Annotated in this window: 19 protein-coding genes; 15 read left to right on the plus strand and 4 right to left on the minus strand. The window is 73.7% G+C overall.

The genetic code is table 11. From position 1 onward, the window contains the following. Nucleotides 1-6: 6 nt before the first annotated feature. Genes ACFYWQ_RS32665 through ACFYWQ_RS32685 form a run of 5 tightly spaced genes read left to right on the plus strand, consistent with a single transcriptional unit; the run spans nt 7 to nt 5,992 of the window. Entirely contained in the window at nt 7-1,866 is a 1,860-nt protein-coding gene (locus ACFYWQ_RS32665; protein WP_389521461.1) for a biotin carboxylase N-terminal domain-containing protein, read from the plus strand. Between the two features lie 55 nt (nt 1,867-1,921). After that, nucleotides 1,922-3,049, plus strand: coding sequence for an acyl-CoA dehydrogenase family protein (locus tag ACFYWQ_RS32670; protein ID WP_389521463.1), 1,128 nt, complete (start codon nt 1,922-1,924; stop codon nt 3,047-3,049). Nucleotides 3,050-3,090: 41 nt separating this feature from the next. Next, a complete protein-coding gene (locus tag ACFYWQ_RS32675) occupies nt 3,091-4,662 on the plus strand; it encodes a 4-coumarate--CoA ligase family protein (protein WP_389521465.1) in 1,572 nt (523 codons plus the stop codon). Continuing rightward, nucleotides 4,659-5,396, plus strand: a complete 738-nt coding sequence (locus ACFYWQ_RS32680) for an enoyl-CoA hydratase family protein (RefSeq protein ID WP_389521466.1) — start codon at nt 4,659-4,661, stop codon at nt 5,394-5,396. Before ACFYWQ_RS32675 ends, ACFYWQ_RS32680 begins: the two co-directional genes overlap by 4 nt. Next, the gene (locus ACFYWQ_RS32685) at nt 5,384-5,992 is read left to right on the plus strand and encodes a TetR/AcrR family transcriptional regulator (protein ID WP_389521468.1); all 609 of its coding nucleotides are present in this window, start codon (nt 5,384-5,386) and stop codon (nt 5,990-5,992) included. Before ACFYWQ_RS32680 ends, ACFYWQ_RS32685 begins: the two co-directional genes overlap by 13 nt. A 17-nt stretch (nt 5,993-6,009) precedes the next feature. Here the strand turns inward: ACFYWQ_RS32685 and pdxH are convergent, their stop codons facing one another. Further along, nucleotides 6,010-6,639 carry a pyridoxamine 5'-phosphate oxidase gene (gene pdxH / locus ACFYWQ_RS32690; RefSeq protein ID WP_389521619.1) on the minus strand — a complete coding sequence of 210 codons (630 nt, stop codon included), beginning with the start codon at nt 6,637-6,639 and terminating at the stop codon, nt 6,010-6,012. Between the two features lie 321 nt (nt 6,640-6,960). Here pdxH and ACFYWQ_RS32695 point away from each other — a divergent pair, with 321 nt between their 5' ends. Further along, complete coding sequence (locus tag ACFYWQ_RS32695) at nt 6,961-8,061, plus strand: citrate synthase 2 (protein ID WP_385070815.1); 1,101 nt, start codon at nt 6,961-6,963, stop codon at nt 8,059-8,061. Between the two features lie 332 nt (nt 8,062-8,393). On the opposite strand, the gene ACFYWQ_RS32700 is transcribed toward ACFYWQ_RS32695, so the two are convergent. Continuing rightward, nucleotides 8,394-9,302 carry a LysR family transcriptional regulator gene (locus ACFYWQ_RS32700; RefSeq protein WP_389521470.1) on the minus strand — a complete coding sequence of 303 codons (909 nt, stop codon included), beginning with the start codon at nt 9,300-9,302 and terminating at the stop codon, nt 8,394-8,396. A gap of 73 nt (nt 9,303-9,375) precedes the next feature. Between ACFYWQ_RS32700 and ACFYWQ_RS32705 the strand changes: the two genes are divergently transcribed. The 5 genes from ACFYWQ_RS32705 to ACFYWQ_RS32725 all read left to right on the plus strand — a co-directional run bounded on the left by ACFYWQ_RS32705 (nt 9,376) and on the right by ACFYWQ_RS32725 (nt 15,248). Beyond that, complete coding sequence (locus tag ACFYWQ_RS32705) at nt 9,376-9,768, plus strand: RidA family protein (RefSeq protein WP_389521472.1); 393 nt, start codon at nt 9,376-9,378, stop codon at nt 9,766-9,768. Nucleotides 9,769-10,043: 275 nt separating this feature from the next. Further along, nucleotides 10,044-11,495, plus strand: a complete 1,452-nt coding sequence (locus ACFYWQ_RS32710; protein ID WP_389521473.1) for a PAS domain-containing protein — start codon at nt 10,044-10,046, stop codon at nt 11,493-11,495. A 242-nt stretch (nt 11,496-11,737) separates the two neighbouring features. Beyond that, nucleotides 11,738-12,493 carry an SIS domain-containing protein gene (locus tag ACFYWQ_RS32715; protein ID WP_389521475.1) on the plus strand — a complete coding sequence of 252 codons (756 nt, stop codon included), beginning with the start codon at nt 11,738-11,740 and terminating at the stop codon, nt 12,491-12,493. A 361-nt stretch (nt 12,494-12,854) separates the two neighbouring features. Further along, nucleotides 12,855-13,547 carry a metal-dependent transcriptional regulator gene (locus ACFYWQ_RS32720; protein WP_385070831.1) on the plus strand — a complete coding sequence of 231 codons (693 nt, stop codon included), beginning with the start codon at nt 12,855-12,857 and terminating at the stop codon, nt 13,545-13,547. A 765-nt stretch (nt 13,548-14,312) separates the two neighbouring features. Continuing rightward, the gene (locus ACFYWQ_RS32725) at nt 14,313-15,248 is read left to right on the plus strand and encodes an alpha/beta fold hydrolase (RefSeq protein WP_389521477.1); all 936 of its coding nucleotides are present in this window, start codon (nt 14,313-14,315) and stop codon (nt 15,246-15,248) included. 109 nt (nt 15,249-15,357) lie between these two features. Here ACFYWQ_RS32725 and ACFYWQ_RS32730 read toward each other — a convergent pair whose 3' ends face one another. Continuing rightward, a complete protein-coding gene (locus tag ACFYWQ_RS32730; RefSeq protein WP_389521479.1) occupies nt 15,358-16,020 on the minus strand; it encodes a bifunctional DNA primase/polymerase in 663 nt (220 codons plus the stop codon). Nucleotides 16,021-16,428: 408 nt separating this feature from the next. On the opposite strand from ACFYWQ_RS32730, the gene ACFYWQ_RS32735 reads away from it, so the two are divergent. Further along, nucleotides 16,429-17,814, plus strand: coding sequence for a transcriptional regulator (locus ACFYWQ_RS32735; RefSeq protein WP_389521481.1), 1,386 nt, complete (start codon nt 16,429-16,431; stop codon nt 17,812-17,814). Between the two features lie 212 nt (nt 17,815-18,026). Then, entirely contained in the window at nt 18,027-19,736 is a 1,710-nt protein-coding gene (locus ACFYWQ_RS32740) for a hypothetical protein (protein ID WP_389521482.1), read from the plus strand. Nucleotides 19,737-20,195: 459 nt separating this feature from the next. Here ACFYWQ_RS32740 and ACFYWQ_RS32745 read toward each other — a convergent pair whose 3' ends face one another. After that, on the minus strand, nt 20,196-21,518 hold the full coding sequence (locus ACFYWQ_RS32745; RefSeq protein WP_389521484.1) for an ABC transporter substrate-binding protein: 1,323 nt from the start codon (nt 21,516-21,518) through the stop codon (nt 20,196-20,198). 117 nt (nt 21,519-21,635) lie between these two features. Between ACFYWQ_RS32745 and ACFYWQ_RS32750 the strand changes: the two genes are divergently transcribed. Beyond that, nucleotides 21,636-22,139: a hypothetical protein gene (locus tag ACFYWQ_RS32750; protein ID WP_389521485.1), complete on the plus strand. Its 504-nt coding sequence runs from the start codon at nt 21,636-21,638 to the stop codon at nt 22,137-22,139. 117 nt (nt 22,140-22,256) lie between these two features. Continuing rightward, nucleotides 22,257-23,141 (plus strand): formyltetrahydrofolate deformylase, encoded by an 885-nt coding sequence (purU, locus tag ACFYWQ_RS32755; RefSeq protein ID WP_389521487.1) that lies wholly within the window; start codon nt 22,257-22,259, stop codon nt 23,139-23,141. The last annotated feature ends 180 nt before the right edge of the window (nt 23,142-23,321 follow it).

Raw genomic sequence — 23,321 nt, forward strand, 5'->3', positions numbered from 1 at the left:
GGCCCAGTGATTACCTCCGTACTTGTCGCGAACCGGGGCGAGATCGCCTGCCGCGTCTTCCGCACCTGCCGTGAGCTGGGCATCCGCACCGTCGCGGTGCACTCGGACGCCGACGAAGGCGCCCTCCACGCGCGCGTGGCCGACACGGCGGTACGGCTGCCGGGCGCGGCGCCCGCCGACACCTACCTGCGCGCCGACCTGATCGTGAAGGCCGCCGTCGCGGCCGGCGCGGACGCCGTGCACCCCGGCTACGGCTTCCTCTCCGAGAACGCCGCCTTCGCCCGCGCCGTCCGGGACGCCGGCCTGGTCTGGATCGGACCGCCGCCCGAGGCGATCGAGGCGATGGCGTCCAAGACCCGCGCCAAGGCCCTCATGGGACTCGCCCCCCTGCGCGCGGACGAGGTGTCCGACGCCGACCTGCCGGTGCTGGTGAAGGCGGCCGCGGGCGGCGGCGGGCGCGGCATGCGCGTCGTACGCCGCCTGGCGGACCTGGGCGCCGCGCTGGAGGCCGCGCGCGCCGAGGCCGCGAGCGCCTTCGGCGACGGCGAGGTGTTCGTCGAGCCCTACGTGGAGAACGGCCGCCACGTGGAGGTGCAGGTCCTCGCCGACACCCACGGCACGGTCTGGGCCCTCGGCACCCGCGACTGCTCCCTCCAGCGCCGCCACCAGAAGGTGATCGAGGAGGCGCCGGCGCCCGCGCTGTCCGAGAAGCTCTCCGAGGAGGTGCACGCGCTCGCCGTGCGCGCCGCCCGCGCCGTCGACTACGTCGGTGCCGGCACGGTCGAGTTCCTGGTGGCCGGCGACACCGCCCACTTCCTGGAGATGAACACCCGGCTCCAGGTCGAACACCCCGTCACGGAAGCCGTGTTCGGCGTCGACCTGGTCGCCGAGCAGATCCGCGTCGCCGAGGGCCACGCCCTCACCGGCCACCCCCCACGCGCGCGGGGCCACGCGATCGAGGCCCGCCTCTACGCCGAGGACCCCGCGAACGGCTGGACCCCCCAGACGGGCACCCTCCACCACCTGGCCGTCCCCGACGGCGTCCGCCTGGACACCGGCTACGACGACGGCGACGAGATCGGCGTCCACTACGACCCCCTCCTCGCCAAGGTCGTCGCCCACGCCCCCACCCGCGCGGAGGCGGCCCGCGCACTCGCCGGAGCCCTGGAACGGGCGGCGATCCACGGCCCGGTCACCAACCGCGACCTGCTCGTCCGCTCCCTGCGCCACGAGGAGTTCGCCTCGGCCCGCATGGACACCGGCTTCTACGACCGCCACCTGCCCGCCCTGACCGCACCGGCCCCCGACCCGTACGCCCCCCTCGCCGCCGCGCTCGCCGACGCGCACACCGGCACCGGACCCGGCCCCCGCCTCGGCGGCTGGCGCAACCTGCCCTCACCACCGCAGACCAAGCGGTACGCCATGGCGGGCGAGGAGCACGAGGTCCACTACCGGCACACACGCACCGGCCTGACCGCGCAGGGCGTACGGATCGTGCACGCCGACGCGCACCTGGTCGTCCTGGAGGCCGACGGCCTGCGCCGGCGCTACCAGGTGGCCCGCTACGGCGACCAGGTCCACGTCAACGCCACCACCCTCACCGCCCTGCCCCGCTTCCCCGCCCCCGAGACCCAGCGCGCCCCCGGCTCCCTGCTGGCCCCGATGCCCGGCACCGTCGTCAAGATCGCCGACGGCCTCGTCACCGGATCGAGTGTCCAGGCGGGAGAACCGATCGTCTGGCTCGAAGCGATGAAGATGCAACACGTCATTTCCGCCCCGGCGACGGGGACGCTGTCGTCCCTGCCGGTCACGGAAGGACAACAAGTACAGGTCGGCACTCTGCTGGCGGTAGTGCAAGAGACCTAGGGGCGCGGGGAACCGCGCGACCAGCCACGACGACGCCGCACCCGAAGGAGCCACAGTGACCACCCTCATCGAATCGGACGAACACAAGGCACTCCGCGCGGCGGTCGCGGCCTTCGCGAGGAGCCATGACCACGCCTCCAAGACCCTCTGGCAGGACGCCGCCAAGCTCGGCTACATCGGCGTCAACCTGCCGGAGGCCTACGGCGGCGGAGGCGGCGGCATCACCGAACTCTCCCTCGTCCTCGAAGAACTCGGCACCGCCGGCAACCCCCTCCTCATGATGATCGTCTCCCCGGCGATCTGCGGCACGGTGATCGCCCGCTTCGGCACGGAAGCCCAGAAACAGGAGTGGCTCCCCGCCCTCGCGGACGGCGCCCGCATCATGGCCTTCGGCATCACCGAGCCCGACGCCGGCTCCAACAGCCACCGCATCACCACCACCGCCCGCCGCGACGGCACCGACTGGCTGCTCACCGGCCGCAAGGTGTTCGTCTCCGGCGTCGACATCGCCGACGCCACCCTGATCGTCGGCCGCACCGAGGACGCCCGCACCGGCCGGCTCAAGCCCTGCCTCTTCATCGTCCCGCGCGACGCGCCGGGCTTCACCCGCCGCGCCATCGACATGGAACTGCACAGCGTGGAGAAACAGTTCGAGCTGGTCCTGGACGACGTACGGCTGCCCGCCGACGCACTCGTGGGCGACGAGGACGCGGGCCTGCTCCAGCTCTTCGCCGGCCTCAACCCGGAACGGATCATGACGGCCGCCTTCGCGATCGGCATGGGCCGCCACGCCCTCGCCAAAGCCGTCGCGTACGCCCGCGACCGCACCGTCTGGAAGACCCCCATCGGCGCCCACCAGGCCATCGCCCACCCCCTGGCACAGGCCCACATCGACCTCGAACTGGCCCGCCTGATGATGCAGAAGGCGGCCCACCTGTACGACGCGGGGGACGACATCGGCGCCGGCGAGGCCGCCAACATGGCCAAGTACGCGGCCGGCGAAGCCTGTGTGAAGGCCGTCGACCAGGCCGTGCACACCCTCGGCGGCAACGGCCTCACCCGCGAGTTCGGCCTCGCCCGGCTGATCACGGCCTCCCGCGTGGCCCGTATCGCCCCGGTGAGCCGCGAGATGATCCTGAACTACGTCTCCCACCAGACCCTGGGCCTGCCCAAGTCGTACTGAGCGGCACCGTGGGGTGCCAGTCGCGCCAGGAGGAACCAGCCATGTTCCGCAGCGAGTACGCAGACGTCCCGCCCGTAGAACTCCCCATCCACGACGCCGTACTGGGCCACGCCGCCGACTTCGGCGACCAGCCCGCCCTGGTCGACGGCACCGACGGCACCACCCTCACGTACGACCAACTCGACCGCTTCCACCGGCGGATCGCCGCCGCCCTCGCCGAGGCCGGCGTCCGCAAGGGCGACGTGCTCGCCCTGCACAGCCCCAACACCATCGCCTTCCCCGCCGCGTTCTACGCGGCCACCCGCGCGGGCGCCACCGTCACCACCGCGCACCCCCTCTCCACCGCCGAGGAGTTCGCCAAACAGCTCGGCGACTCGGCCGCCCGCTGGATCGTCACCGTCTCCCCCCTGCTGGAGACGGCCCGCCGCGCCGCCGAACTCGCCGGCGGCGTCCAGGAGATCTTCGTCTGCGACAGCGCCCCCGGCCACCGCTCCCTCCTCGACATGCTCGCCTCGACGGCCCCCGAACCCCGCGTCGACGTCGACCCCGCCGAGGACGTCGCGGCCCTGCCGTACTCCTCCGGCACCACCGGCGTCCCCAAAGGCGTGATGCTCACCCACCGGCAGATCGCCACCAACCTCGCCCAGCTCGAACCGGCGGTCCCGGCCGGACCCGGCGACCGCATCCTCGCCGTCCTGCCCTTCTTCCACATCTACGGCCTCACCGCCCTGATGAACGGCCCCCTCCGCAACGGCGCCACCGTCGTCGTCCTGCCCCGCTTCGACCTGGAGACGTTCCTCACCGCCATCCAGAACCACCGCATCACCGGCCTCTACGTCGCCCCGCCGATCGTGCTGGCCCTCGCCAAACACCCGGCCGTCGCCCAGTACGACCTGTCGTCCCTGCGGCACGTCATCAGCGCGGCCGCCCCCCTCGACGCCGACCTCGCCGCCGCCTGCTCGGCCCGCCTGGACCTGCCGCCCGTAGGCCAGGCCTACGGCATGACCGAACTCTCCCCCGGCACCCACGTCGTCCCCCTCGACGCCATGCGCGACGCCCCCGCCGGCACCGTCGGCAAGCTCATCGCCGGCACCGAGATGCGCATCGTCTCCCTCGCCGACCCCGACAAGGACCTCGGCGTCGGCGAGGCCGGCGAGATCCTCATCCGCGGCCCCCAGGTCATGAAGGGCTACCTCGGCCACCCCGACGCCACCGCCGCCATGATCGACCCCGACGGCTGGCTGCACACCGGCGACATCGGCCGCGTCGACGGCGGCGGCTGGCTCTTCGTCGTCGACCGCGTCAAGGAACTCATCAAGTACAAGGGCTTCCAGGTCGCCCCCGCCGAACTGGAGGCACTGCTGCTCACCCACCCCGGCATAGCGGACGCCGCCGTCATCGGCGCCTACGACCCCGACGGCAACGAGGTCCCGCACGCCCACGTGGTCCGCCAGCCCACCGCCGGCGACCTCACCGAAGGAGAGGTCGCCCTCTACGTCGCCGAACGGGTCGCCCCCTACAAGCGCGTCCGCCGCGTCACCTTCATCGACGCCGTACCGCGCGCCGCCTCCGGGAAGATCCTCCGCCGGCAGCTCAGGGAGGACCGCACATGACATCACCCGTCGGCCGCACCCGCGCACGAGGCGTCGAGACCCTCAGCCTCGACGCACCCGACACCCGCAACGCCCTGTCCCGCGCCCTGGTGGCCGAACTGGCCGACGCGCTGAAGCAGGCCGATGCGGACCCCGGCGTCCGCGCCGTCGTCCTCACCCACACCGGCGGCACCTTCAGCGCCGGCGCCGACCTGCGCGACCCACCCGACCCGGACGCCTTCGTGGACCTGCTGCGGCAGATCGTCCAGCTGCCCACACCGGTCGTCGCCCGGGTCACCGGACACGTCCGGGCCGGCGGCCTCGGCCTGCTCGCCGCCTGCGACATCACGGCCGCGTCCACCGGGGCGTCCTTCGCCTTCACGGAGGTGCGCATCGGCGTCGCCCCCGCCGTGATCTCCCTGCCCCTGCTGCTCCGCACCGACCCGCGCGCCCTGTCCCGCTACTACCTCACCGGCGAGCGCTTCGACGCCGCGGAGGCCGCCCGCATCGGCCTGCTCACCGCCACCGGCGACGATGTCGACGCCGTCCTCGCACCCGTCCTGGACGGTCTGCGCAGATCCGCCCCGCAGGGCCTGGCCGAGACGAAACGACTGCTCACGGCTAGGGTGCTGGAGGCATTCGACCGGGACGCGGCCGCCCTGACCGCGCTCTCGGCCCGCCTGTTCTCCTCCGCGCAGGCCCGCGAGGGGATGACGGCCTTCCTCGAACGACGGGATCCCTCATGGGTGCTGTGACCGCAGCCGACCGCGACCGCGCCCCCAAGCAGGACCGCAGCCGGGCCACCCGGCAGCGGCTCCTGGAAGCCGCCGTCGCCTGCCTCGCCGAACGCGGCTGGGCGGGCTCCACGGTCTCCGTCGTCGCCGAACGGGCGGGCGTCTCCCGGGGCGCCGCCCAGCACCACTTCCCCACCCGCGAGGACCTGTTCACCGCCGCCGTCGAGTACGTCGCCGAAGAACGCTCCCTCGCCCTGCGCGCCCTGTTCCCGCAGGGCGCGTCCGGCGACCGGCGCGCGGTGGTGACGGCCTTGGTCGACCTCTACACCGGCCCCCTCTTCCGGGCCGCCCTGCACCTGTGGGTGGCCGCCTCCGACGAGGAACAGCTCCGCCCCCGCGTGACCGAACTCGAGGCCCGCGTCGGCCGCGAGACCCACCGCATAGCCGTCGACCTGCTCGGCGCCGACGAGTCCCGCCCCGGCACCCGCGAAACCGTCCAGGGCCTGCTCGACATGGCCCGCGGCCTGGGCCTCGCCAACCTCCTCACCGACGACGCGGCGCGCCGCGAACGGGTGGTGGCGCAGTGGGCGGCACTGCTGGAGGAGACGCTCCGCTGACGGGCCCCGGGCCCGGCTCAGGGGCTCAGCCGCTCCACCCGCCAGCTGCCGTCCGCCCGCGCCACGTACCGCAGCCGGTCGTGCAGCCGGTTCTCCCGCCCCTGCCAGAACTCCACGGACTGCGGCGCCACCCGGAAACCACCCCAGTGCGGCGGCACCGGCACCTGCTCGCCCTCGGGATACCGGGCCTCCAGCTCGGCGTAGGAGGCCTCCAGCTCGGCGCGGGTGGCGATCACCGAGGACTGGGCGCTGGCCCACGCGCCCAGCTGCGAGCCGTGCGGCCGGGTCCGGAAGTACGCGGCCGTCTCGTCCCGCCCGGTCCGCCGGGCCACACCCCGCACGATGACCTGCCGGGCCATCGGATGCCACGGAAAGAGCAACGAGACGTACGGGTTCTCCGCGAGGTCGCGGGCCTTGCGGGAGTCGTAGTTGGTGTAGAAGACGAAGCCCTGCTCGTCGAAGTGCTTCAACAGCACCGTGCGCGAGCTGGGCCGCCCCTCGCCGTCCGCCGTGGACACCACCATGGCGTTCGGCTCGAACAGATGGGCCTCCGCCGCGGCCTGCTTGAACCAGCGCGCGAACTGCTCCAGCGGCGTGGCGGCCAGGCCGGACTCGGCGAGGCCCTCGGCCCGGTACTGCTTGCGCATCGAGGCGGGGTCGGGGGAGGCGGCGTCTGCGGGAGTCACGCGGTCATCTTGCCGTACCGGCGCACCGAAACCCAGGGTGGCACTGAGTGCCGCGAGGACTCCCCAAACATGGCACTCAGGGATATGGTACTGATACCGGCCCCGGTCGGATGACCGTCGGCCGCACGGGGCGTCACAGGGATGACCGCCCAGGACCGCGAGTCCCCGGACCGCGGAACCCGGCACACCGGTCACACTCAGCCAGTCACCACCACCCTCACACCACCCGTCCCGCTCCACCCGCCCCCACCATCCGTCGCACACATCACGAGGAGCCGCCTGATGTCCGACTTCGTACCCGGACTCGAAGGAGTCGTCGCGTTCGAGACGGAGATCGCCGAACCGGACAAGGAGGGCGGCGCACTCCGGTACCGGGGCGTCGACATCGAGGAACTGGTCGGCCACGTCTCCTTCGGCAACGTCTGGGGCCTGCTCGTCGACGGCGCCTTCAACCCCGGCCTGCCGCCCGCCGAGCCGTTCCCCATCCCCGTCCACTCCGGCGACATCCGCGTCGACGTCCAGTCCGCCCTCGCCATGCTCGCCCCCGTCTGGGGCCTCAAGCCCCTCCTCGACATCGATGCCGAGCAGGCCCGCGAGGACCTCGCCCGCGCCGCCGTCATGGCCCTGTCCTACGTCGCCCAGTCCGCCCGCGGCCAGGGCCGGCCCATGGTCCCGCAGCGCGAGATCGACAAGGCCCGCTCCGTCGTCGAACGCTTCATGATCCGCTGGCGCGGCGAGCCCGACCCCAAGCACGTCGCCGCCGTCGACGCCTACTGGACCTCCGCCGCCGAGCACGGCATGAACGCCTCCACCTTCACGGCCCGCGTCATCGCCTCCACCGGCGCCGACGTCGCCGCCGCCCTCTCCGGCGCCGTGGGAGCCATGTCCGGCCCGCTGCACGGCGGCGCCCCCTCCCGCGTCCTCAACATGATCGAGGAGATCGAACGCACCGGGGACGCCGAGGCCTACGTCAAGCAGGCCCTGGACCGCGGCGAGCGCCTCATGGGCTTCGGCCACCGCGTCTACCGCGCCGAGGACCCCCGCGCCCGCGTCCTGCGCCGCACGGTCCGCGAGCTGGGTGCCCCCCGCTTCGAGATCGCCGAAGCCCTGGAGAAGGCCGCCCTGGAGGAGCTCCACAACCGCCGCCCCGACCGCGTCCTCGCCACCAACGTCGAGTTCTGGGCGGCCATCGTCCTCGACTTCGCCGAGGTCCCGGCGCACATGTTCACCTCGATGTTCACCTGCGCCCGCACGGCCGGCTGGTCGGCGCACATCCTGGAACAGAAGCGCACCGGCCGCCTGGTCCGCCCCTCCGCCCGCTACATCGGCCCCGGCTCCCGCAGCCCCCGCGAGATCGAGGGCTACGCGGACATCGCCCACTGAGCCCCACGGCAGCCCCACACGTCACGCGGGGCCGAACCGCTCCGCGTGACCGACACGCGTGACCGACACCCCACCACCGCCGCAAACGCAGGCGACCCGCGAGTCTGGCCCTCCGGAGGAGGGGCCGGCCGGACGTACCGGCGACTCGCGGGTCGGGTGACTGCGTGGAATTGGCCGGCTGCGTGCATCTCACACACGCGGGTCCGGCGCCGAACCGAGTACGACGACGGGCTGCTAGCCCGCAGTCACCTCTTCCGTCCGGTATGCATACATCTGCCGAACCACCTCCTTTCCGAAGTACCAGCCACCCTAAGAACCGCTCCGGCACCGAATCAACTGTTTTTCGAAAGTCCTGGCGACGCGGTTGCCAGCACATGGCCGACCAGCGGGTTCCGGTCCTCCGTTCGCCGGGCGAGGGCCACCGTGGTGTGGGCGGTGGGCTGGTCGAGGGGGCGGAAGGCGACGCCCTCCAGGCGGACGCGGCGGATGCCGGACGGGGCGAGGGACACGCCCAGGCCGCTCTCCACCAGGGCGCAGACCGTCACCCACTCGACGGCCTCCTGGGCGACCCGCGGGGTGAAGCCGGCGGCGGCGCACACGGCGGTGATGCGGTCGTGCAGGCCGGGGCCGGTCGCGCGGGGGAGGAGGACGAAGGGGGAGTCGCGGAGGTCCGTGAGGGCGACGGCGGGACGGGCGGCCAGGGGGTGGGACGCCGGGAGGACCGCGACGAGCGGCTCGGTCAGGAGCGGGGTGAACGTCAGGTCCGGGTCCCGCGCGGGCGGCTCGCGCAGGAGCCCGACGTCGAGGGAGCCCTCGCGCAGGGCGGTCAGCTGCGGGGCGGTCGTCATCTCGTGGAGGTCCAGGTGGACACCCGGGAACCGCTCCCGGTGGGCGCGGAGCAGCCCCGGCAGCACGGTGAGGGCGAGCGAGGCGGCGAAGCCCAGGCGGAGCCGGCCGGTGCGGCCGTCACCGGCGGCCCTGGCCGCGGCGAGGCCGTCCGCGAGGCCGGTGAGGGCGCAGCGGGCGGCGGGCAGCAGCTGCCGTCCGGCCGGGGTGAGCGCGGTTCCGCCCGGGTCCCGTGTGAACAGGGGGTGGCCGACCTTGGCCTCCAGGCGCCGGATCTGCTGGCTGAGCGGCGGCTGGGCGATGCCGAGGCGGTCGGCGGCCCGGCCGAAGTGGAGTTCCTCGGCGAGGACGACGAAGGCGTGCAGCTGGGGGAGGGGCAGTTCCGGGCGCTCCATACCTCCAGAGATATCAGATGGCATGCAGGTGCGTATTGGACGTATCTGCGCTGGCCCGCCTACGGTTCCGGACATGAGCGAGCGACGTGCCATCCTCAGCGGGTCCCTGTTCGAGGAGCGGATCGGATACGCCCGGGCCGTCGTCGACGGCGACTGGGTGCACGTGTCGGGGACGACCGGCTACGACTACACGACGATGACCATCGCGGACGACGTGGTCGAGCAGGCCGAGCAGTGCCTGCGGAACATCGGGGCCGCGCTCGCGGAGGCGGGCTGCGGGTTCGCGGACGTCGTGCGGGTGCGCTACCTGCTGCCGGAGCGGGACGACTTCGAGCCCTGCTGGCCGGTGCTGCGCCGCTGCTTCGGGGAGGTGCGGCCGGCGGCGACGATGATGGTGTGCGGGCTGGCCGACCCCCGGATGAGGATCGAGATCGAGGTGTACGCGCGCCGGCCGCACACGCGTTGACGCGCGCGGGGGGCCGCGTTTTCCTGTCCCGTGGAGACGTGGTGCCGGCCGCCACGAGGAGGGCCTGCGGTTCGCGGTGGCGCGCGGCTTCGTGGAGATCGAACGGTATGTGCTCGACGGCGGGAGCGACGTCTGGGTCGACCTGCGGCTGGCCGCCTCCGGGCAGGCGGCGTGAGCGGTGCAACGATTCCTCTGCAATCTTGCGGGAACCCTATGTGGGCTGCGTCACGTTCGAGTTGAATGAGGGCACGTGAGCGAACCTGCAGGGGGTCCAGGTGAGTGCTTCCCGCCGTAGTGGGACCACCGACGAGCTGGGGCCGGACGAGCCCGAGCGGTCCGGGCCGGGGGCCTCGGACTGCCCGGCGGGTCCGCACGGCCCGGCGGTTCCGGACGGCTCGGATCTGCTGGCCGCGCTGCTCGACGGCATGGACGCGGCGCTGTGCGCCTTCGACGCCGACGGTGTCGTCACCCACTGGAACCGGGAGGCCGAGCGGATCCTCGGCTGGAGCGCGGAGGACGCGGTGGGCCGCCGCGGCTTCGCCGGGTGGGCGGTGCGCGAGGCGGACGCCGCGGACGTCGAGAGCCGTCTGCTGGCGGCCATGCACGCCCCGGGCCGGCAGGTGCACGAGTTCGCCCTGGTGACCAAGGACGGCGGCCGGGTCCTCGTGCGCACCCAGTCCGCCGCCGTGCGCGGCCCCGAGGGCAAGCCCGCCGGCCTGTACTGCGCCTTCAGCGAGGTGCACGCCCAGATAGACCTGGAGCGTTCGATAGCGCTCAGCGAGGCCCTGTTCGAGGACGCCTCCTGGGGGGTCGTGCTCGTCGACGCCGACCTGCGCCCCGCCGTCGTCAACGCGCACGCCGCCCGCGCGCTCGGCACCGGCCGTACGACCGTCCTGGGCCGCCCGCTGGGCGAGCTGCTCACCCGGGGCGTCGAGGAACTGGAGAACGCCCTGACGCATGTCCTCGCCGAGGGCGCCCCGCCCGCGCCCGCCGAGATGTGGATCGGTGTGCGCACCCCGGAGGGCGAGAAGCGGCGCTGCTGGCGCAGCGGGTTCCTGCGGCTGGCGTCGCCGCTCACGGAGGAGCCGGTGCCGCTGGGGGTGGGCTGGCTGTTCCAGGACGTCACCGAGGCCAAGCAGGGCGAGCAGGAGGCCGCGCTGCTGCGCTTCCGCGCCAACCAGCTGCACCGCGCCTCCCGCGCCGCCGCCGAGTGCGAGGACGCGGCGGAGGCGGCCACCGTGCACCTCGACTTCGCGCTCGCCGGCTTCGCCGACCACGCCCTGATCGACCGGGTGGCGGGCGCCCCGCAGGCCGACGGCGAGTCCGCGGCGCCGCCCCGGCTGGTGCGGGTCGCGGCCACGCCCTCCGGTGGCCCCGGCCCCAGCGCGCTCACCGGCCGCGCGGGCCTGCCCGTGCGCTACGACGACGGGCACCCGGCGCTCCAGTGCGTGGCCCGCGCCGGTTGCGTGCGCTCCTCCGCCGGTGCCGTGCCGCAGGACCGGGCACAGGAGTGGGCGCACGCGCGCCAGTGGCCCGAGGACACCGTGCACGCCCTGTGCGCCGTGCTGCGCAGCCGCGGCCGCACCCTGGGCGTCGTGACGTTCCTCCGGGGCGCCGCCCGCACCCCGTTCGAACGCTCCGACGCGACGTACGCCGAGGACGTCGCCGTCCGCATAGCCCTGGCCCTGGACCTGGCGGCGGCGACGGCACCGGGGGAGCGGGACTGACACCCGGGGGCGCGGGAGGGACGGCGTCCGGAGAGGGCCGGGCTCTCTGCGCAGCAGGCCTGCCCGACCGGCACCTGAGCGTCAGCCCGCCCGCCCCCGTATTGACAGCACACTGGTCCAGACCGCACGGTGATCCGCGACACGGACACCGGACACCGGACCGATGACCCGCGACACGGACACCGGACACCGGACCGGTGGTCCGCGACACCGACACCGGACACGGCAGAGGGGCCCTTCGGATGAGCGACCGCACGCCCGCCGCCCAGTTCTTCGACGCCGCGATCGGCCTGCTGCACCGGGTCCGCGACGAGGAGGCCGGGGCCATCGAGGCCGCGGGCACCCTGCTCGCCGACACCGTCGCCTCCGGCGGCCGCCTCTTCGCCTTCGGCGCCGGTCACTCCTCGCTGGCCGCGCAGGACGTCGTCTACCGGGCCGGCGGCCTGGCCCTGATGAACCTGCTCGCCGTCCCCGGCGTGGTCGGCGTCGACGTCGTGCCCGCCACCCTGGGCTCCGCCCTGGAGCGCGTCGACGGCCTGGCGGGCGCCGTCCTCGGCACGTCCCCGCTGCGCGCGGGCGACGCCCTGGTGATCGTCTCCCTGTCGGGCCGCAACGCCCTGCCCGTCGAGATGGCCCTGACCGCCCGCGGCCTGGGCGTGCGGGTCATCGGCGTCACCTCGGTGGCGTACGCGACCGAGACCGTGTCACGGCACACCTCGGGCACGTTCCTGAAGGACCACTGCGACGTCGTCGTGGACTCCAAGATCGCCGTCGGGGACGCCGAGCTCACCCTCGACACCGTGCCCGCGCCCTTCGCGCCCGCCTCCACGGTGGTCACCGCGGCCCTCCTCCAGGCCGTCGTGGCCACCGCCGCCGCCTCCCTCGCCGCCCGTGGCGTCGAGCCCCCGCTGCTGCGCTCCGGCAACGTGGACGGCGGGCACGAGTGGAACGGACGGATCATGGACGAGTACGGGGACCGGATCTTCTACCGGCACTGAGCCCACTCCCGTCGGCCCCGTCCCACGAGCCCGATCGTCTCCCGAGCTCGATCGTCCCCCGCGCCCGATCGGCCCACCAGCTCGATCGTCCCCCGCGCCCGATCGGCCCACCAGCTCGACCGCCCCACCGGCCCACACGGCCCCACCCGGCCCCACCCGGCCCCACCAGGCCCGTAGGCCTCCGCAGGGCACGGCCGCGTGCCCGCCCCCGGACGGCCACCGGCCAAGGATTCCCCGATGTAACCGCCTCGTTCCACCGGCGCGGCACGCTTGTCAGTGCCATCCGGCAGAATTGAAGCCAGGGCCAGCGCACGCGCCGAAGAGCCGTCGAGCCTTCGGCACATCTCATCGAGGGGCACGTATGTCCGGACTGATCGACACCACGGAGATGTATCTCCGCACCATCCTCGAACTGGAAGAGGAAGGTGTGGTCCCGATGCGCGCCCGGATCGCCGAGCGGCTCGACCAGAGCGGGCCGACGGTCAGCCAGACCGTGGCGCGCATGGAGCGGGACGGCCTGGTCTCGGTGGCCAGCGACCGGCACCTGGAGCTCACGGACGAGGGCCGCCGGCTGGCCACGCGCGTGATGCGCAAGCACCGCCTCGCCGAGTGTCTCCTCGTCGACGTGATCGGCCTGGAGTGGGAGCAGGTCCACGCCGAGGCGTGCCGCTGGGAGCACGTGATGAGCGAGGCCGTCGAGCGCCGTGTCCTGGAGCTGCTGCGCCACCCCACCGAGTCGCCGTACGGCAACCCGATCCCGGGCCTGGAGGAGCTGGGCGAGACGGACGGCGCCCATCCGTTCCTGGACGAGGGCATGGTCTCGCTCGCCGACCTCGACCCCGGCCTGGAGGGCAAGACGGTCGTCGTCCGCCGCATCGGCGAGCCGATCCAGACGGACGCGCAGCTGATGTACACGCTGCGCCGGGCGGGTGTGCAGCCCGGTTCGGTGGTGAGCGTCACGGAGTCGGCCGGCGGCGTGCTGGTGGGCAGCGGCGGTGAGGCGGCCGAGCTGGAGTCGGACGTCGCGTCGCACGTGTTCGTCGCCAAGCGCTGAGCGGAAGCCGGCCGCACCGGAGCGGGGCCGCCCGGAGCCGGGCCGCCCGGAGCCGGGCCGGCACTGGACCCGGGTACGCCCCGTACCGATCACCCGTACCGATCACCCGTACCGGCCGCCCGTACCGACCACGCGGGCGGCGGCGAGACCGGCCGAGACCGGCGGCGGGGCTTCCGCAAAGCCTGAGCATTGTTCAACTCCTGGGGTGCGTCGGGCAGTTGAGGTGACGCATCGATGTCGTCGAATCGGTGATTCCCTGTGCCGAATCGCAGCGCTCCGGCGCTTCGCGTGCCAATCTGTCGCGAGAGGCATATGACCTGAGGGGGCGGGGATGATGTGCCGCAGACGAACGGAGGGCCCCGGCGCCGTGTGGCGCCGGGGCCTGTCCTCCCCTGTCCTGACCCGGAGCCCCGAGCTCTCAGGGTCAATCCCCTCGGACCGTTTTCCCCGAGCGGTCCGCCTCCCGTTGAAGATCTCCCCTCGAGGGTGGCGATCATTCCTTGAGGGTGGTCACTCGAACGAGCGGTGTTGGCCGCGTAAGTGGGTGTTTTCGAATGCTCATTCGATAGCCTGCGGGTGAAGGCCCCGCGCGGGGCGGATCACGGCCGTGACGGTTCAGGGTCGTGACGCGGACCGCGCGAGGTGCGCGATGGGCGAAGGCAGTGGACAGCACAGCGGTACGACGGCAGACACGACGCGTGACCGGACCGGCCGGCTCGAACGGGAGCGAGGGGTCCGAGCGGAGCGAGGGGGGTGCCAGGACCTATGGCGCGACGCATCGACGTGACCGGGGCGGGCGGTGTACGCCTGGCGGCCTGGGAGTTCGGTGACCCGCCCAAGTCCGACCCGGCGCAGAACGGGTCGGAGCCCACGATTCCGGCCCAGTCGTCCGGGGGAGGGGCGGTGCCGGACGGGCCCGCCGACCCCGACCGGACCACCGGCGTGCTGTTGCTGCACGGTCTGATGGGCCGGGCCTCGCACTGGGCGTCCACCGCCCGCTGGCTCTCCGGACGGCACCGGGCGATCGCCCTCGACCAGCGCGGGCACGGCCAGAGCGAGAAGCCCCCGCAGGCCGCCTACACCCGCGAGGCGTACGTGGAGGACGCCGAGGCCGCCCTGGAGCAGCTCGGCCTCGCCCCGGCCGTCGTCATCGGCCACGCCATGGGCGCCCTGACCGCCTGGCAGCTCGCCGCCAAGCGTCCCGACCTGGTCTCCGGGCTGATCATCTGCGACATGCGGGCCTCCGCGCTCGGCGCGGCCTCGCAGCGCGAGTGGGCCGACTGGTTCCGCTCCTGGCCCGTTCCCTTCGCCACCCTCGCCGACGTCCGCAGGTGGTTCGGCGAGGACGACCCCTGGGTGGAGCGCCCGAACCCGGCGCGCGGCGAGTTCTACGCCGAGGTGATGCACGAGTCCACCGACGGCTGGCGCCCCGTCTTCGAACCCGAGCAGATGCTGAAGTCCCGCGAGACCTGGATCTACGACGCCCACTGGGAGGAGCTCGCCCAGGTGCGGTGCCCCACCCTGGTCGTGCGCGGCCTCGACGGCCAGCTGGGCCGCGCCGAGGCCCAGGAGATGGTCCGCGTCCTCCCGCGCGGCGAGTACGCCGAGGTCGCCGACGCCGGCCACCTCGTCCACTACGACCAGCCGGAGGCGTGGCGCGCGGCCATCGAGCCGTTCCTCGACGGCGTCCTCACCGGGTGAGCGGGGCCGTCACGGCCGACATGGCCTGCACGGCCGTCTCGGCCGTCTCGGCCTGCACGGCCGTCTCAGCCGTCTCAGCCGTCCGTCCCGGACCGTGCCGGCGGTGCCGTCACCGGTCCCGCCCGCACGCATAGGCCAGCGGCGAGATCAGCTCCTCCGCGTCCGGCAGCCACCGGTTCGCGGGAGTCGGCCGGCAGGCCCACTGCACGGCGCCCCGCGACCCGAACCGGGTGGGCGGCGCGGCCACGTACGTCCCCTCGCCCAGCGCGACGAGATCGAGCGACCCCGGCGACCAGCCCAGTGCGCGGATGCGTTCGGGCAGCTTCGCGGACGCGCCCGGCAGGACGAAGAAGTGCATCCGGCGGTCCGGCGTCAACGTCACCGGCCCCAGCGTCAGTTCCATCCGCTCCATCCGGGCCAGCGCCAGGAAACCCGCCGTCTCCGGCACGGAGATCGCGTCGAACGTCCGCCCCGTGGGCAGCAGGATCGAGGCGGACGGCTGCTTCTGCCACATCCGGCGCGCGACGGTCGCACTGCCCGTGGCCTGCGTGGCCCAGTCCGGCCGCGCGGGATGCGCCCCGGGCGCCGGACACGCGGCGTCACCGCAGGAGCACCGCTGCGTCCCCTCCACGGCCTCCAGCCAGGTGCCGGGAAAGACGTCCCAGTGACGTTCCTCGGCGTAGCGAACAGCGGTGTCCAGCAGCGATTCCCCGCGCTGCTTCGGGATCTGAGTGGCTTCGGCGCCCGCGATGGTCTCTTCCACGATGAACACAACTCTGGGCGTCACCAGGGGTTACGCCCGCCCACGTGCGCGGGGGAGGAGCATCGATCCCGCGTCCGGGGCGCATGGGTGCATCGGCGGGGGCGCGCGGCAGGAATGAGCGCGGAAGCGGGTAGTCACGCTTGGGGGTCGGCTTCCGCCATTACCCCGGCAATCGTCACATGCCTCGCATTCTCGCCGTATCCGTGGGGCATTGATCTTCACGGCCGGAACTATTCGGTGGAAGACACATCAACTCGGTGCGCGGGACGGCACCGCAGCCACAGGGCGGACGAGCCGAAGGGAGCGCCGGCGCCGGCGGGACGAACGGGACGGAGGCCCACGGGCCCGCCGGGCCGTCCTCCCGGCACCAGCGGCGCGCTCCGGAGGTGAGCCGCCGAGAAACAGGGGGTAGTGCCCATGGCCGCAAGGCCTCTTGTCGCGCGGCAGCCGAACGAACGGTTGCAGGCGCTCATCCAGGAAGCGGGTTGCTCGAACGCCGGGCTCGCCCGCCGCGTCAACATGTGCGGCGCGGAGCACGGCCTCGACCTGCGCTACGACAAGACGTCCGTGGCCCGCTGGCTGCGCGGACAGCAGCCGCGGGGACGCGCCCCGGCGATCATCGCCGAGGCGCTGGGCCGCAAGCTCGGCCGTACGGTCACGATCGACGAGATCGGCATGGCCAACGGCAAGAACCTCGCGTCGGGTGTCGGACTCCAGTTCTCGCCGACGGTACTGGGGGCCATCGAGCAGGTCTGCGAGCTGTGGCGCAGTGACGTGGGCCGCCGGGACTTCCTCTCGGGGTCGTCCGTGGCCGCCTCGGCGCTGGTCGAGCCGAGCCGCGACTGGCTGATCTCCTCCCCGGACGCGCAGGTGGCGCGCTCGGCGGGCCCGCGGGTGGGGCTGTCCGACGTGGCGGCCGTCAAGGCGATGACCCAGGCGCTGGTCGACCTGGACCACCAGTACGGCAGCGGGCATGTGCGCCCGGTCGTCGTGCACTACCTCAACAGCGTCGTCTCGGGCCTGCTCGCCGGGTCCTACCGGGAGGCGGTGGGGCGTGAGCTCTTCGCGTCCGTGGCCCGGCTGACGGAGCTGGCCGGCTACATGGCCGTCGACACCGGACAGCCGGGGCTCGCCCAGCGCTACTACATCCAGGCGCTGCGCCTCGCCCAGGCGGCCGGCGACCGCGGTTACGGCGGTTACGTCCTCGCCGCCTCCATGAGCCACCTGGCCGCGCAGCTCGGGAACCCGCGCGAGATCGCCCAGTTGGCACGGGCGGCGCAGGAGGGCGCACGGGGGCGCGTGACGCCGCGGGCGGAGGCGATGTTCCACGCGGCCGAGGCCCGTGGACACGCGCTCATGGGCGACGTACGGGCGGCCCAGGAGGCGGCCGGCCGGGCGGTGGCGGCACTGGAGGCGGCCGATCCGGCGGCCGGCGACGACCCGTCGTGGATCGCGCACTTCGACGAGGCCTATCTGGCCGACGAGTTGGCGCACTGCCACCGCGATCTCGGCCAGGCCGAGGCGGCGGCCCGGTGCGCCGAGCAGTCCCTGGCCGGGCACCCGCGGAGCCGGGCCCGCCGGCGGGCCATCGGGTATGTGCTCCTGGCCACGGCGCAGGTGCAGCAGCGCGAGGTGGAGCAGGCCTGCAACACCGGTACGAAGGCGGTGGAGTTGCTGGAGACACTGCGCTCCAACCGGGGCGCGGAGTACCTGGAGGACCTCCAGCAGCGGCTCCAGCCGTTCCGGGAGGAACCCGTGGTCAGGGAGTTCGGGGCCCGGCTGGACCTCCAGGCCGCCGCGTGAACGGACGGAGCGTCAGTGCGTGAACGGCCGGGGAACGGCCCGTCGTCGCGCGGGGCGCGGCGGGCACGGCGCACGGCGCTCCGGTTCCGTCACACATCTCACACTCGTCCCATTGGGAGGGAGATCACGTCCTGAGCTGCGTGGCACGGGGTTCCGCCGACCCGGTAGCGTGAGCCGACGATTCCGAAGGTCCCCCATCAGTTGGAGTCCCGGTGACGCAGAGTGGACAGGGCGAGGAGCCCTCGGCGCGGCCCGCGCGCGAAGGCATCGTGCTGCCCTCCGACGGCGGGGAACCCCTGCTGCCGGGCATGACGAGCAGTTCCCCCGACGGCAGGCGGCCGTACGGGCAGCAGGCGCCGCCGCCGGTGTCCGCGCCGTCCGGCGGGCAGACCTGGGGCGGCCCGTGGGGCCCCGAGCAGCAGCAGCCGGGCGGCCAGGGCTGGCCGCCTCCGGCGGACGGGCAGTGGGGCGCCGCCCCGCAGCCCGCGGGCCACGACGCGTGGGGCTCCGGGACCCGGCCGGGCGCCGCCCCGCTGCCGCCCGAGGGCGCCCCGGCCCCGTCGTACGGCCACGGCGTGCCGTCGGCCCCGCTGCCGCCGCCCGCCGACGCCGCCACCCAGTACATCCCGCCGGTCCCGGCCGGTCCCGTCGGCGACGGCGCGACGCAGTACATACCGCCCGTGTCCGCCGTCCCGGTGGACGACGGTGCGACGCAGTACATACCGCCGGTGCCCGCGGCCCCCGTGGACGAGGGCGCCACGCAGTACCTGCCGCCGGTGGGACCGGGCGCCCTGCCCCCGGAGGCGCCGTCGGAGTCGACCCACTTCCTGGGCCGCTCGGCCGGCCACGGCCCCGGCCCGATGCCGGGCGGCGCGCAGCCCGGCTCCTTCCCGGGCGCGGGCGCGGGCGCACACGCGGGCGCAGGCCCCGTCCCGGGGGCTCCGGCGTACCCCGGCGCTCACCCCGGTCCGCTGCCCGGTGCCGCGCACCCCGACTCCGAGGCCACGCAGTACATCCCGCCGGTGACCGGTCAGCCGCCGTACGGCGGGGGCGGCGCGGACCGGCAGCCGCCCGCGGAGTTCGAGAACCTCTTCCGGGGCGGGCCCGCGGACGACGGACCGGCCGGGTCGACGCAGCAGCTGCCGCGGTTCTCCGAGCCCGAGCCCGCCGGACACGGCGGTTACGGCGCCGGGCCCGGTCACGGGTCCGCCTCGTACGCCCCGCCCGGCGGCGGGGGCGGGCGGCGCGCCGCGCGGGACGACGACCACGGGCGCGGCCGCGGAGGCCGCACCGGATCGCGGGTGCCGCTGTTCGCCGCGGTCGGCGTGGCGATCGCCGTCGTCGGGATCGGCGCGGGAGCGCTGCTCGCCGGCGGGGGCACGAGCGACCAGGGCGACGACAACAAGACCGTGGCGGCGTCCGCGCCCGCCACCGAGGCGTCCCCCTCGGCGTCGGCGGCCGACCCCGCCGAGCAGCAGGCGATCGCGCTGGACGCGCTGCTCGCGGACAGCGGCAGCAGCCGGGCCACCGTGATCGGCGCGGTGGCCGACGTGAAGAAGTGCAGCAACCTCGCCCAGGCCGCCAAGAACCTGCGGGACGCGGCGACGCAGCGCACCGAGCTGGTGACCAGGCTGTCCGGGCTGAGCGTCGACCAGCTCCCGAACCACGCCGCGCTGACCACCGCGCTCACCAAGGCGTGGCAGGCGTCCGCGTCCGCCGACAACCACTACGCGGCCTGGGCCGACCAGGTCGCCGCCAACAAGAAGAGCTGCAAGAAGGGCCAGGCCCCGACCACCGCCCAGACGCAGGCCGGCAACCGCGAGAGCGGCACCGCCAGCACCCAGAAGACCCAGGCCGCCACGATCTGGAACCAGATCGCCGGAACGTACGGCCTGACGGAGCGCCAGCCGACCCAGCTCTGAGCCCCGGTGATGCTCACCGGGCGGCCCCACTGTGATGCTCACCGGGCGGCCCGGCAGGGAGCGCTGCCGGGCCGCCCGGCTGGGGGTCCCGTCGGCCGGCCCGGTTGCGAGCTCCGTCGGCCGGCCCGGTTGCGAGCTCCGTCGGCCGACCCGGCTGTGAGGCTCGCCGGCCGACCCGGCTGTTGACCCGCCGGCCGACCCAGCAGGGAGTCCACCGGCCGATCCGGCAGGGAGTTCCGCCGGCCGATCCGGCAGGGAGTCCTGCCGGCCGACCTGGCCGGGAATCCCGCCGGGCGGCCCGGCTGTAGATGCCTGCTGGGCTGCCCAGCTGGGGCCCGTCGGCCGGCCCGGTTGCGAGCCCCGCCTGCCGACCCGGCTGTGAGGCTCACCGGCCGGCCCGACTGTTGACCCGCCGGCCGGCCCGGCTGTGAGGCTCACCGGGCGGTCCGCCCGGCGGGCTCAGTCGACGTCCGCGTTCTCCAGCGTCTTCGTCACGTCGACGAAACCGTCCCGGGCGGCCACCAGCCGCCCCTTGCATACCGTCTGGAGCGTCACGTCGGCGTTGACCAGGCGCGGGAAGCCGATGGAGGCGAGCTTGTCGCTGAACTCCCAGCGCAGGGTCGGCGTGAGCCCGCCGGTGCTGATCTCCAGCCCGTCGTCCAGGGCACCGCGCACGCTGTCGGCGGTCACCTCGCCGCTGCCCAGCGACTCCACGACCCGCCGGAACACGGTGTAGGCGATCCAGGTGGTCTGCACCCCGGTGTCCGACGCGTCGATCCGGGTGTCGGAGAAGGCCTGCTCGCTGATGACCTTCTTCATCGCGTCCCAGCGCGAGTCGTCCGCGACCGGGTACCAGCCGGTGACGTACGACCCCTCGAAGGGGCCGCCGGCGCCGCCGGTGGAGTTGATCACCGCCTGGTCGACGCTGCCGAGGACGGTGGCCGTACGCACGGCGGGGTAGTCCTCGCGGGCGCGGCGGAAGGAGTCCATGTAGGTGCTGGTGCGGTCGCCGAGCGCGGGCACCACGCACCCCTTCCCCTTGGCGTCGCCGCCGTCGGTGGCGTACTCCAGGGCCGCCTCGGCCTGTGCCGTGTACTGGGCGGCGTCCTCGGCCGCCAGCTGGTCGTCGGCCGCGTCGTGCGCGCCCGCCTTCAGCCCGGCGTCGAGCATGGCGGGCAGCGCGTCGCCCGCGATGGTGTCGGGGCGGACGAGCGCGACGGATCCGCAGACCGCGGCGAGTTCCCTGCCGAGTCCGGCCAGCAGCGCCGGCGCCCCGCCGTTGACCGGGTAGGAGAGGGGGCTGGTGAACTCCTCGTTGGTGACGCCGTAGCCGCCGATGTAGGGGATGCCGGCGCCCTCCAGGGGCGGCAGGAAGGACTCGGAGTGCTGGCTGTAGGAGCCGACGACGGCGACCGCCCCCTCCTTGACCGCCCGCCGGGCGCATTTCGCGGCGTTCACGGTGTTGTTGTGGTCGTTGCAGGTCAGGACGGTCAGCTTGCGGCCGCCCAGCCCGCCGTGGGCGTTGATCCAGCGGGCGTAGGCGCGGGCGAAGGCCGGCATTCCGGGCTTGTTGGTCGCGGCCGTGCCCTCGGGGGCCCAGGTCATCACGACGATCGGATCGTCCCCGGAACCCCCCGTGGTGCCGGGGACGATCCCGCATCCCGCGGCGAGTGACGCGCAGGCGATCAGGGCGCCCGCCGACAGGGCGGTGGCTCTGGCGGATCGGGTGAGGCGGAGGTACCTGGGGAGGAAGGTGCTTCGCGTGCGTCGCCTACCGGTCATGAACCCGCACGATTCCGCCACATCACCAACCGCCGAGTGACTCTTGGTCAACGCGCGGTGACGCGCAGGTGAATTACCGGGGCGGGTGGGACGCCCGGGGCGCGGAACGTACGATCGATGACCGTGCAACAAGGTTCGGAGAACTCTTCCCGTCGCAGCCGTCGCTCCTCCACCATGGGCGGCATGCCACTCAACGACATGCCGTGGTGGCGCTGGCGCAGCAATGTGCGCTCCGCGCTGCACATGCTCTCCGACCCGCTGTTCCAGCGGGACGTCTGGCTGGCCGGGGTCGAGGGGTACGGCGACGTCACCGACGCCGTGTACCGCCTGGTCGAGGACACCTGGCTGGACAACTGGTCCGCCGAGAAGTACGTCGGCACGATCTTCCGCGACTCGCAGGAGGCGGCGCTCGTCGACACCGCGGTGCTGCGGGTGCTGCGGATCATGCACCAGGTCGGCCCGGACGCGCCGGTCTCCGCCTACGTCGACCACCAGGCGTGGCCGGAGGCGGTGCGGGCGGCCCGTGACGCGCACGTACGGATGGCCGTGGCCGACGGGGAGGACCCGGACGCGCCGCCGCGCACGCTGGAGGTGCTGCGGATCCTGACCCGGTCCGCGTAGGCAGGCCGGTCCGCGCAGGCAGGCCGGTCCGCACAGGCCGGGGAGGGCGTACCGGAGCGGGTCCGTCCTGCGGACGGAGTTCCGCCGGGCCGGTGCGGTCGTGAGACCCTGTCGTGCATGAGTGAGCAGTCCACCCGCGCCGCGGCGGCCCCCGCCGACCAGTACGTCCTCACCCTGTCCTGCCCCGACAAGCAGGGCATCGTGCACGCCGTGTCGAGCTACCTCTTCATGACCGGGTGCAACATCGAGGACAGCCAGCAGTTCGGCGACCACGACACGGGCCTGTTCTTCATGCGCGTCCACTTCTCGGCGGAGCCCCCGGTGACCGTGGACAAGCTGCGGGCGAGCTTCGCGGCGATCGGCGACTCCTTCCACATGGACTGGCAGATCCACCGGGCCGACGAGCGGATGCGGATCGTCCTCATGGTCAGCAAGTTCGGCCACTGCCTGAACGACCTGCTGTTCCGCGCCCGGATCGGCGCCCTGCCGGTGGACATCGCGGCGGTGGTGTCCAACCACACCGACTTCGCCGAGCTGGTGGCCTCCTACGACCTTCCCTTCCACCACATCCCGGTGACGAAGGACACCAAGTCCGAGGCCGAGACGAAGCTCCTGGAGATCGTCCGCGGGGAGAACGTCGAACTGGTCGTCCTCGCCCGCTACATGCAGGTCCTCTCCGACGACCTCTGCAAGCAGCTCAGCGGCCGGATCATCAACATCCACCACTCCTTCCTGCCGAGCTTCAAGGGCGCCAAGCCGTACCACCAGGCGCACGCGCGGGGCGTGAAGCTGATCGGCGCGACGGCGCACTACGTCACCGCGGACCTCGACGAGGGGCCGATCATCGAGCAGGAGGTCGAGCGGGTCGGGCACGACGTGACCCCGGACCAGCTGGTCGCGATCGGGCGGGACGTGGAGTGCCAGGCGCTGGCGCGGGCCGTCAAGTGGCACGCGGAGCGCCGGATCCTGCTGAACGGACGGCGGACGGTCGTCTTCGCCTGACCCCTTCCCCGGCTCTCCCCCGGGCTCACCGAGCCGTCCTCCTGGCCCGTTTCGACGTCGTCGGCCCCGGCCTGCTCACCCGCATGGCCCCCGAACAGGCCTCAGGATCACAGCGGTCGACCGGGGCGCCGTCACCGCGACGACGCCGGCGGCGTCACCGGCGGCCGGTGGGCGGGCGTG

Source organism: Streptomyces sp. NPDC003247 (assembly GCF_042888135.1).
Lineage (GTDB): Bacteria > Actinomycetota > Actinomycetes > Streptomycetales > Streptomycetaceae > Streptomyces.

What these genes read in the sequence shown, in the direction of transcription:
- ACFYWQ_RS32675 (WP_389521465.1), top strand. Translation starts at nt 3,091, where the DNA reads ATGTTCCGCAGCGAGTACGCAGACGTCCCGCCCGTAGAACTCCCCATC.
- ACFYWQ_RS32720 (WP_385070831.1), top strand. Translation starts at nt 12,855, where the DNA reads ATGTCCGGACTGATCGACACCACGGAGATGTATCTCCGCACCATCCTC.
- ACFYWQ_RS32750 (WP_389521485.1), top strand. Translation starts at nt 21,636, where the DNA reads ATGACCGTGCAACAAGGTTCGGAGAACTCTTCCCGTCGCAGCCGTCGC.
- ACFYWQ_RS32700 (WP_389521470.1), bottom strand. Translation starts at nt 9,302, where the DNA reads ATGGAGCGCCCGGAACTGCCCCTCCCCCAGCTGCACGCCTTCGTCGTC.
- ACFYWQ_RS32735 (WP_389521481.1), top strand. Translation starts at nt 16,429, where the DNA reads ATGGCCGCAAGGCCTCTTGTCGCGCGGCAGCCGAACGAACGGTTGCAG.
- ACFYWQ_RS32725 (WP_389521477.1), top strand. Translation starts at nt 14,313, where the DNA reads ATGGCGCGACGCATCGACGTGACCGGGGCGGGCGGTGTACGCCTGGCG.
- purU (WP_389521487.1), top strand. Translation starts at nt 22,257, where the DNA reads ATGAGTGAGCAGTCCACCCGCGCCGCGGCGGCCCCCGCCGACCAGTAC.
- ACFYWQ_RS32705 (WP_389521472.1), top strand. Translation starts at nt 9,376, where the DNA reads ATGAGCGAGCGACGTGCCATCCTCAGCGGGTCCCTGTTCGAGGAGCGG.
- pdxH (WP_389521619.1), bottom strand. Translation starts at nt 6,639, where the DNA reads ATGCGCAAGCAGTACCGGGCCGAGGGCCTCGCCGAGTCCGGCCTGGCC.
- ACFYWQ_RS32680 (WP_389521466.1), top strand. Translation starts at nt 4,659, where the DNA reads ATGACATCACCCGTCGGCCGCACCCGCGCACGAGGCGTCGAGACCCTC.
- ACFYWQ_RS32745 (WP_389521484.1), bottom strand. Translation starts at nt 21,518, where the DNA reads ATGACCGGTAGGCGACGCACGCGAAGCACCTTCCTCCCCAGGTACCTC.
- ACFYWQ_RS32695 (WP_385070815.1), top strand. Translation starts at nt 6,961, where the DNA reads ATGTCCGACTTCGTACCCGGACTCGAAGGAGTCGTCGCGTTCGAGACG.
- ACFYWQ_RS32685 (WP_389521468.1), top strand. Translation starts at nt 5,384, where the DNA reads ATGGGTGCTGTGACCGCAGCCGACCGCGACCGCGCCCCCAAGCAGGAC.
- ACFYWQ_RS32715 (WP_389521475.1), top strand. Translation starts at nt 11,738, where the DNA reads ATGAGCGACCGCACGCCCGCCGCCCAGTTCTTCGACGCCGCGATCGGC.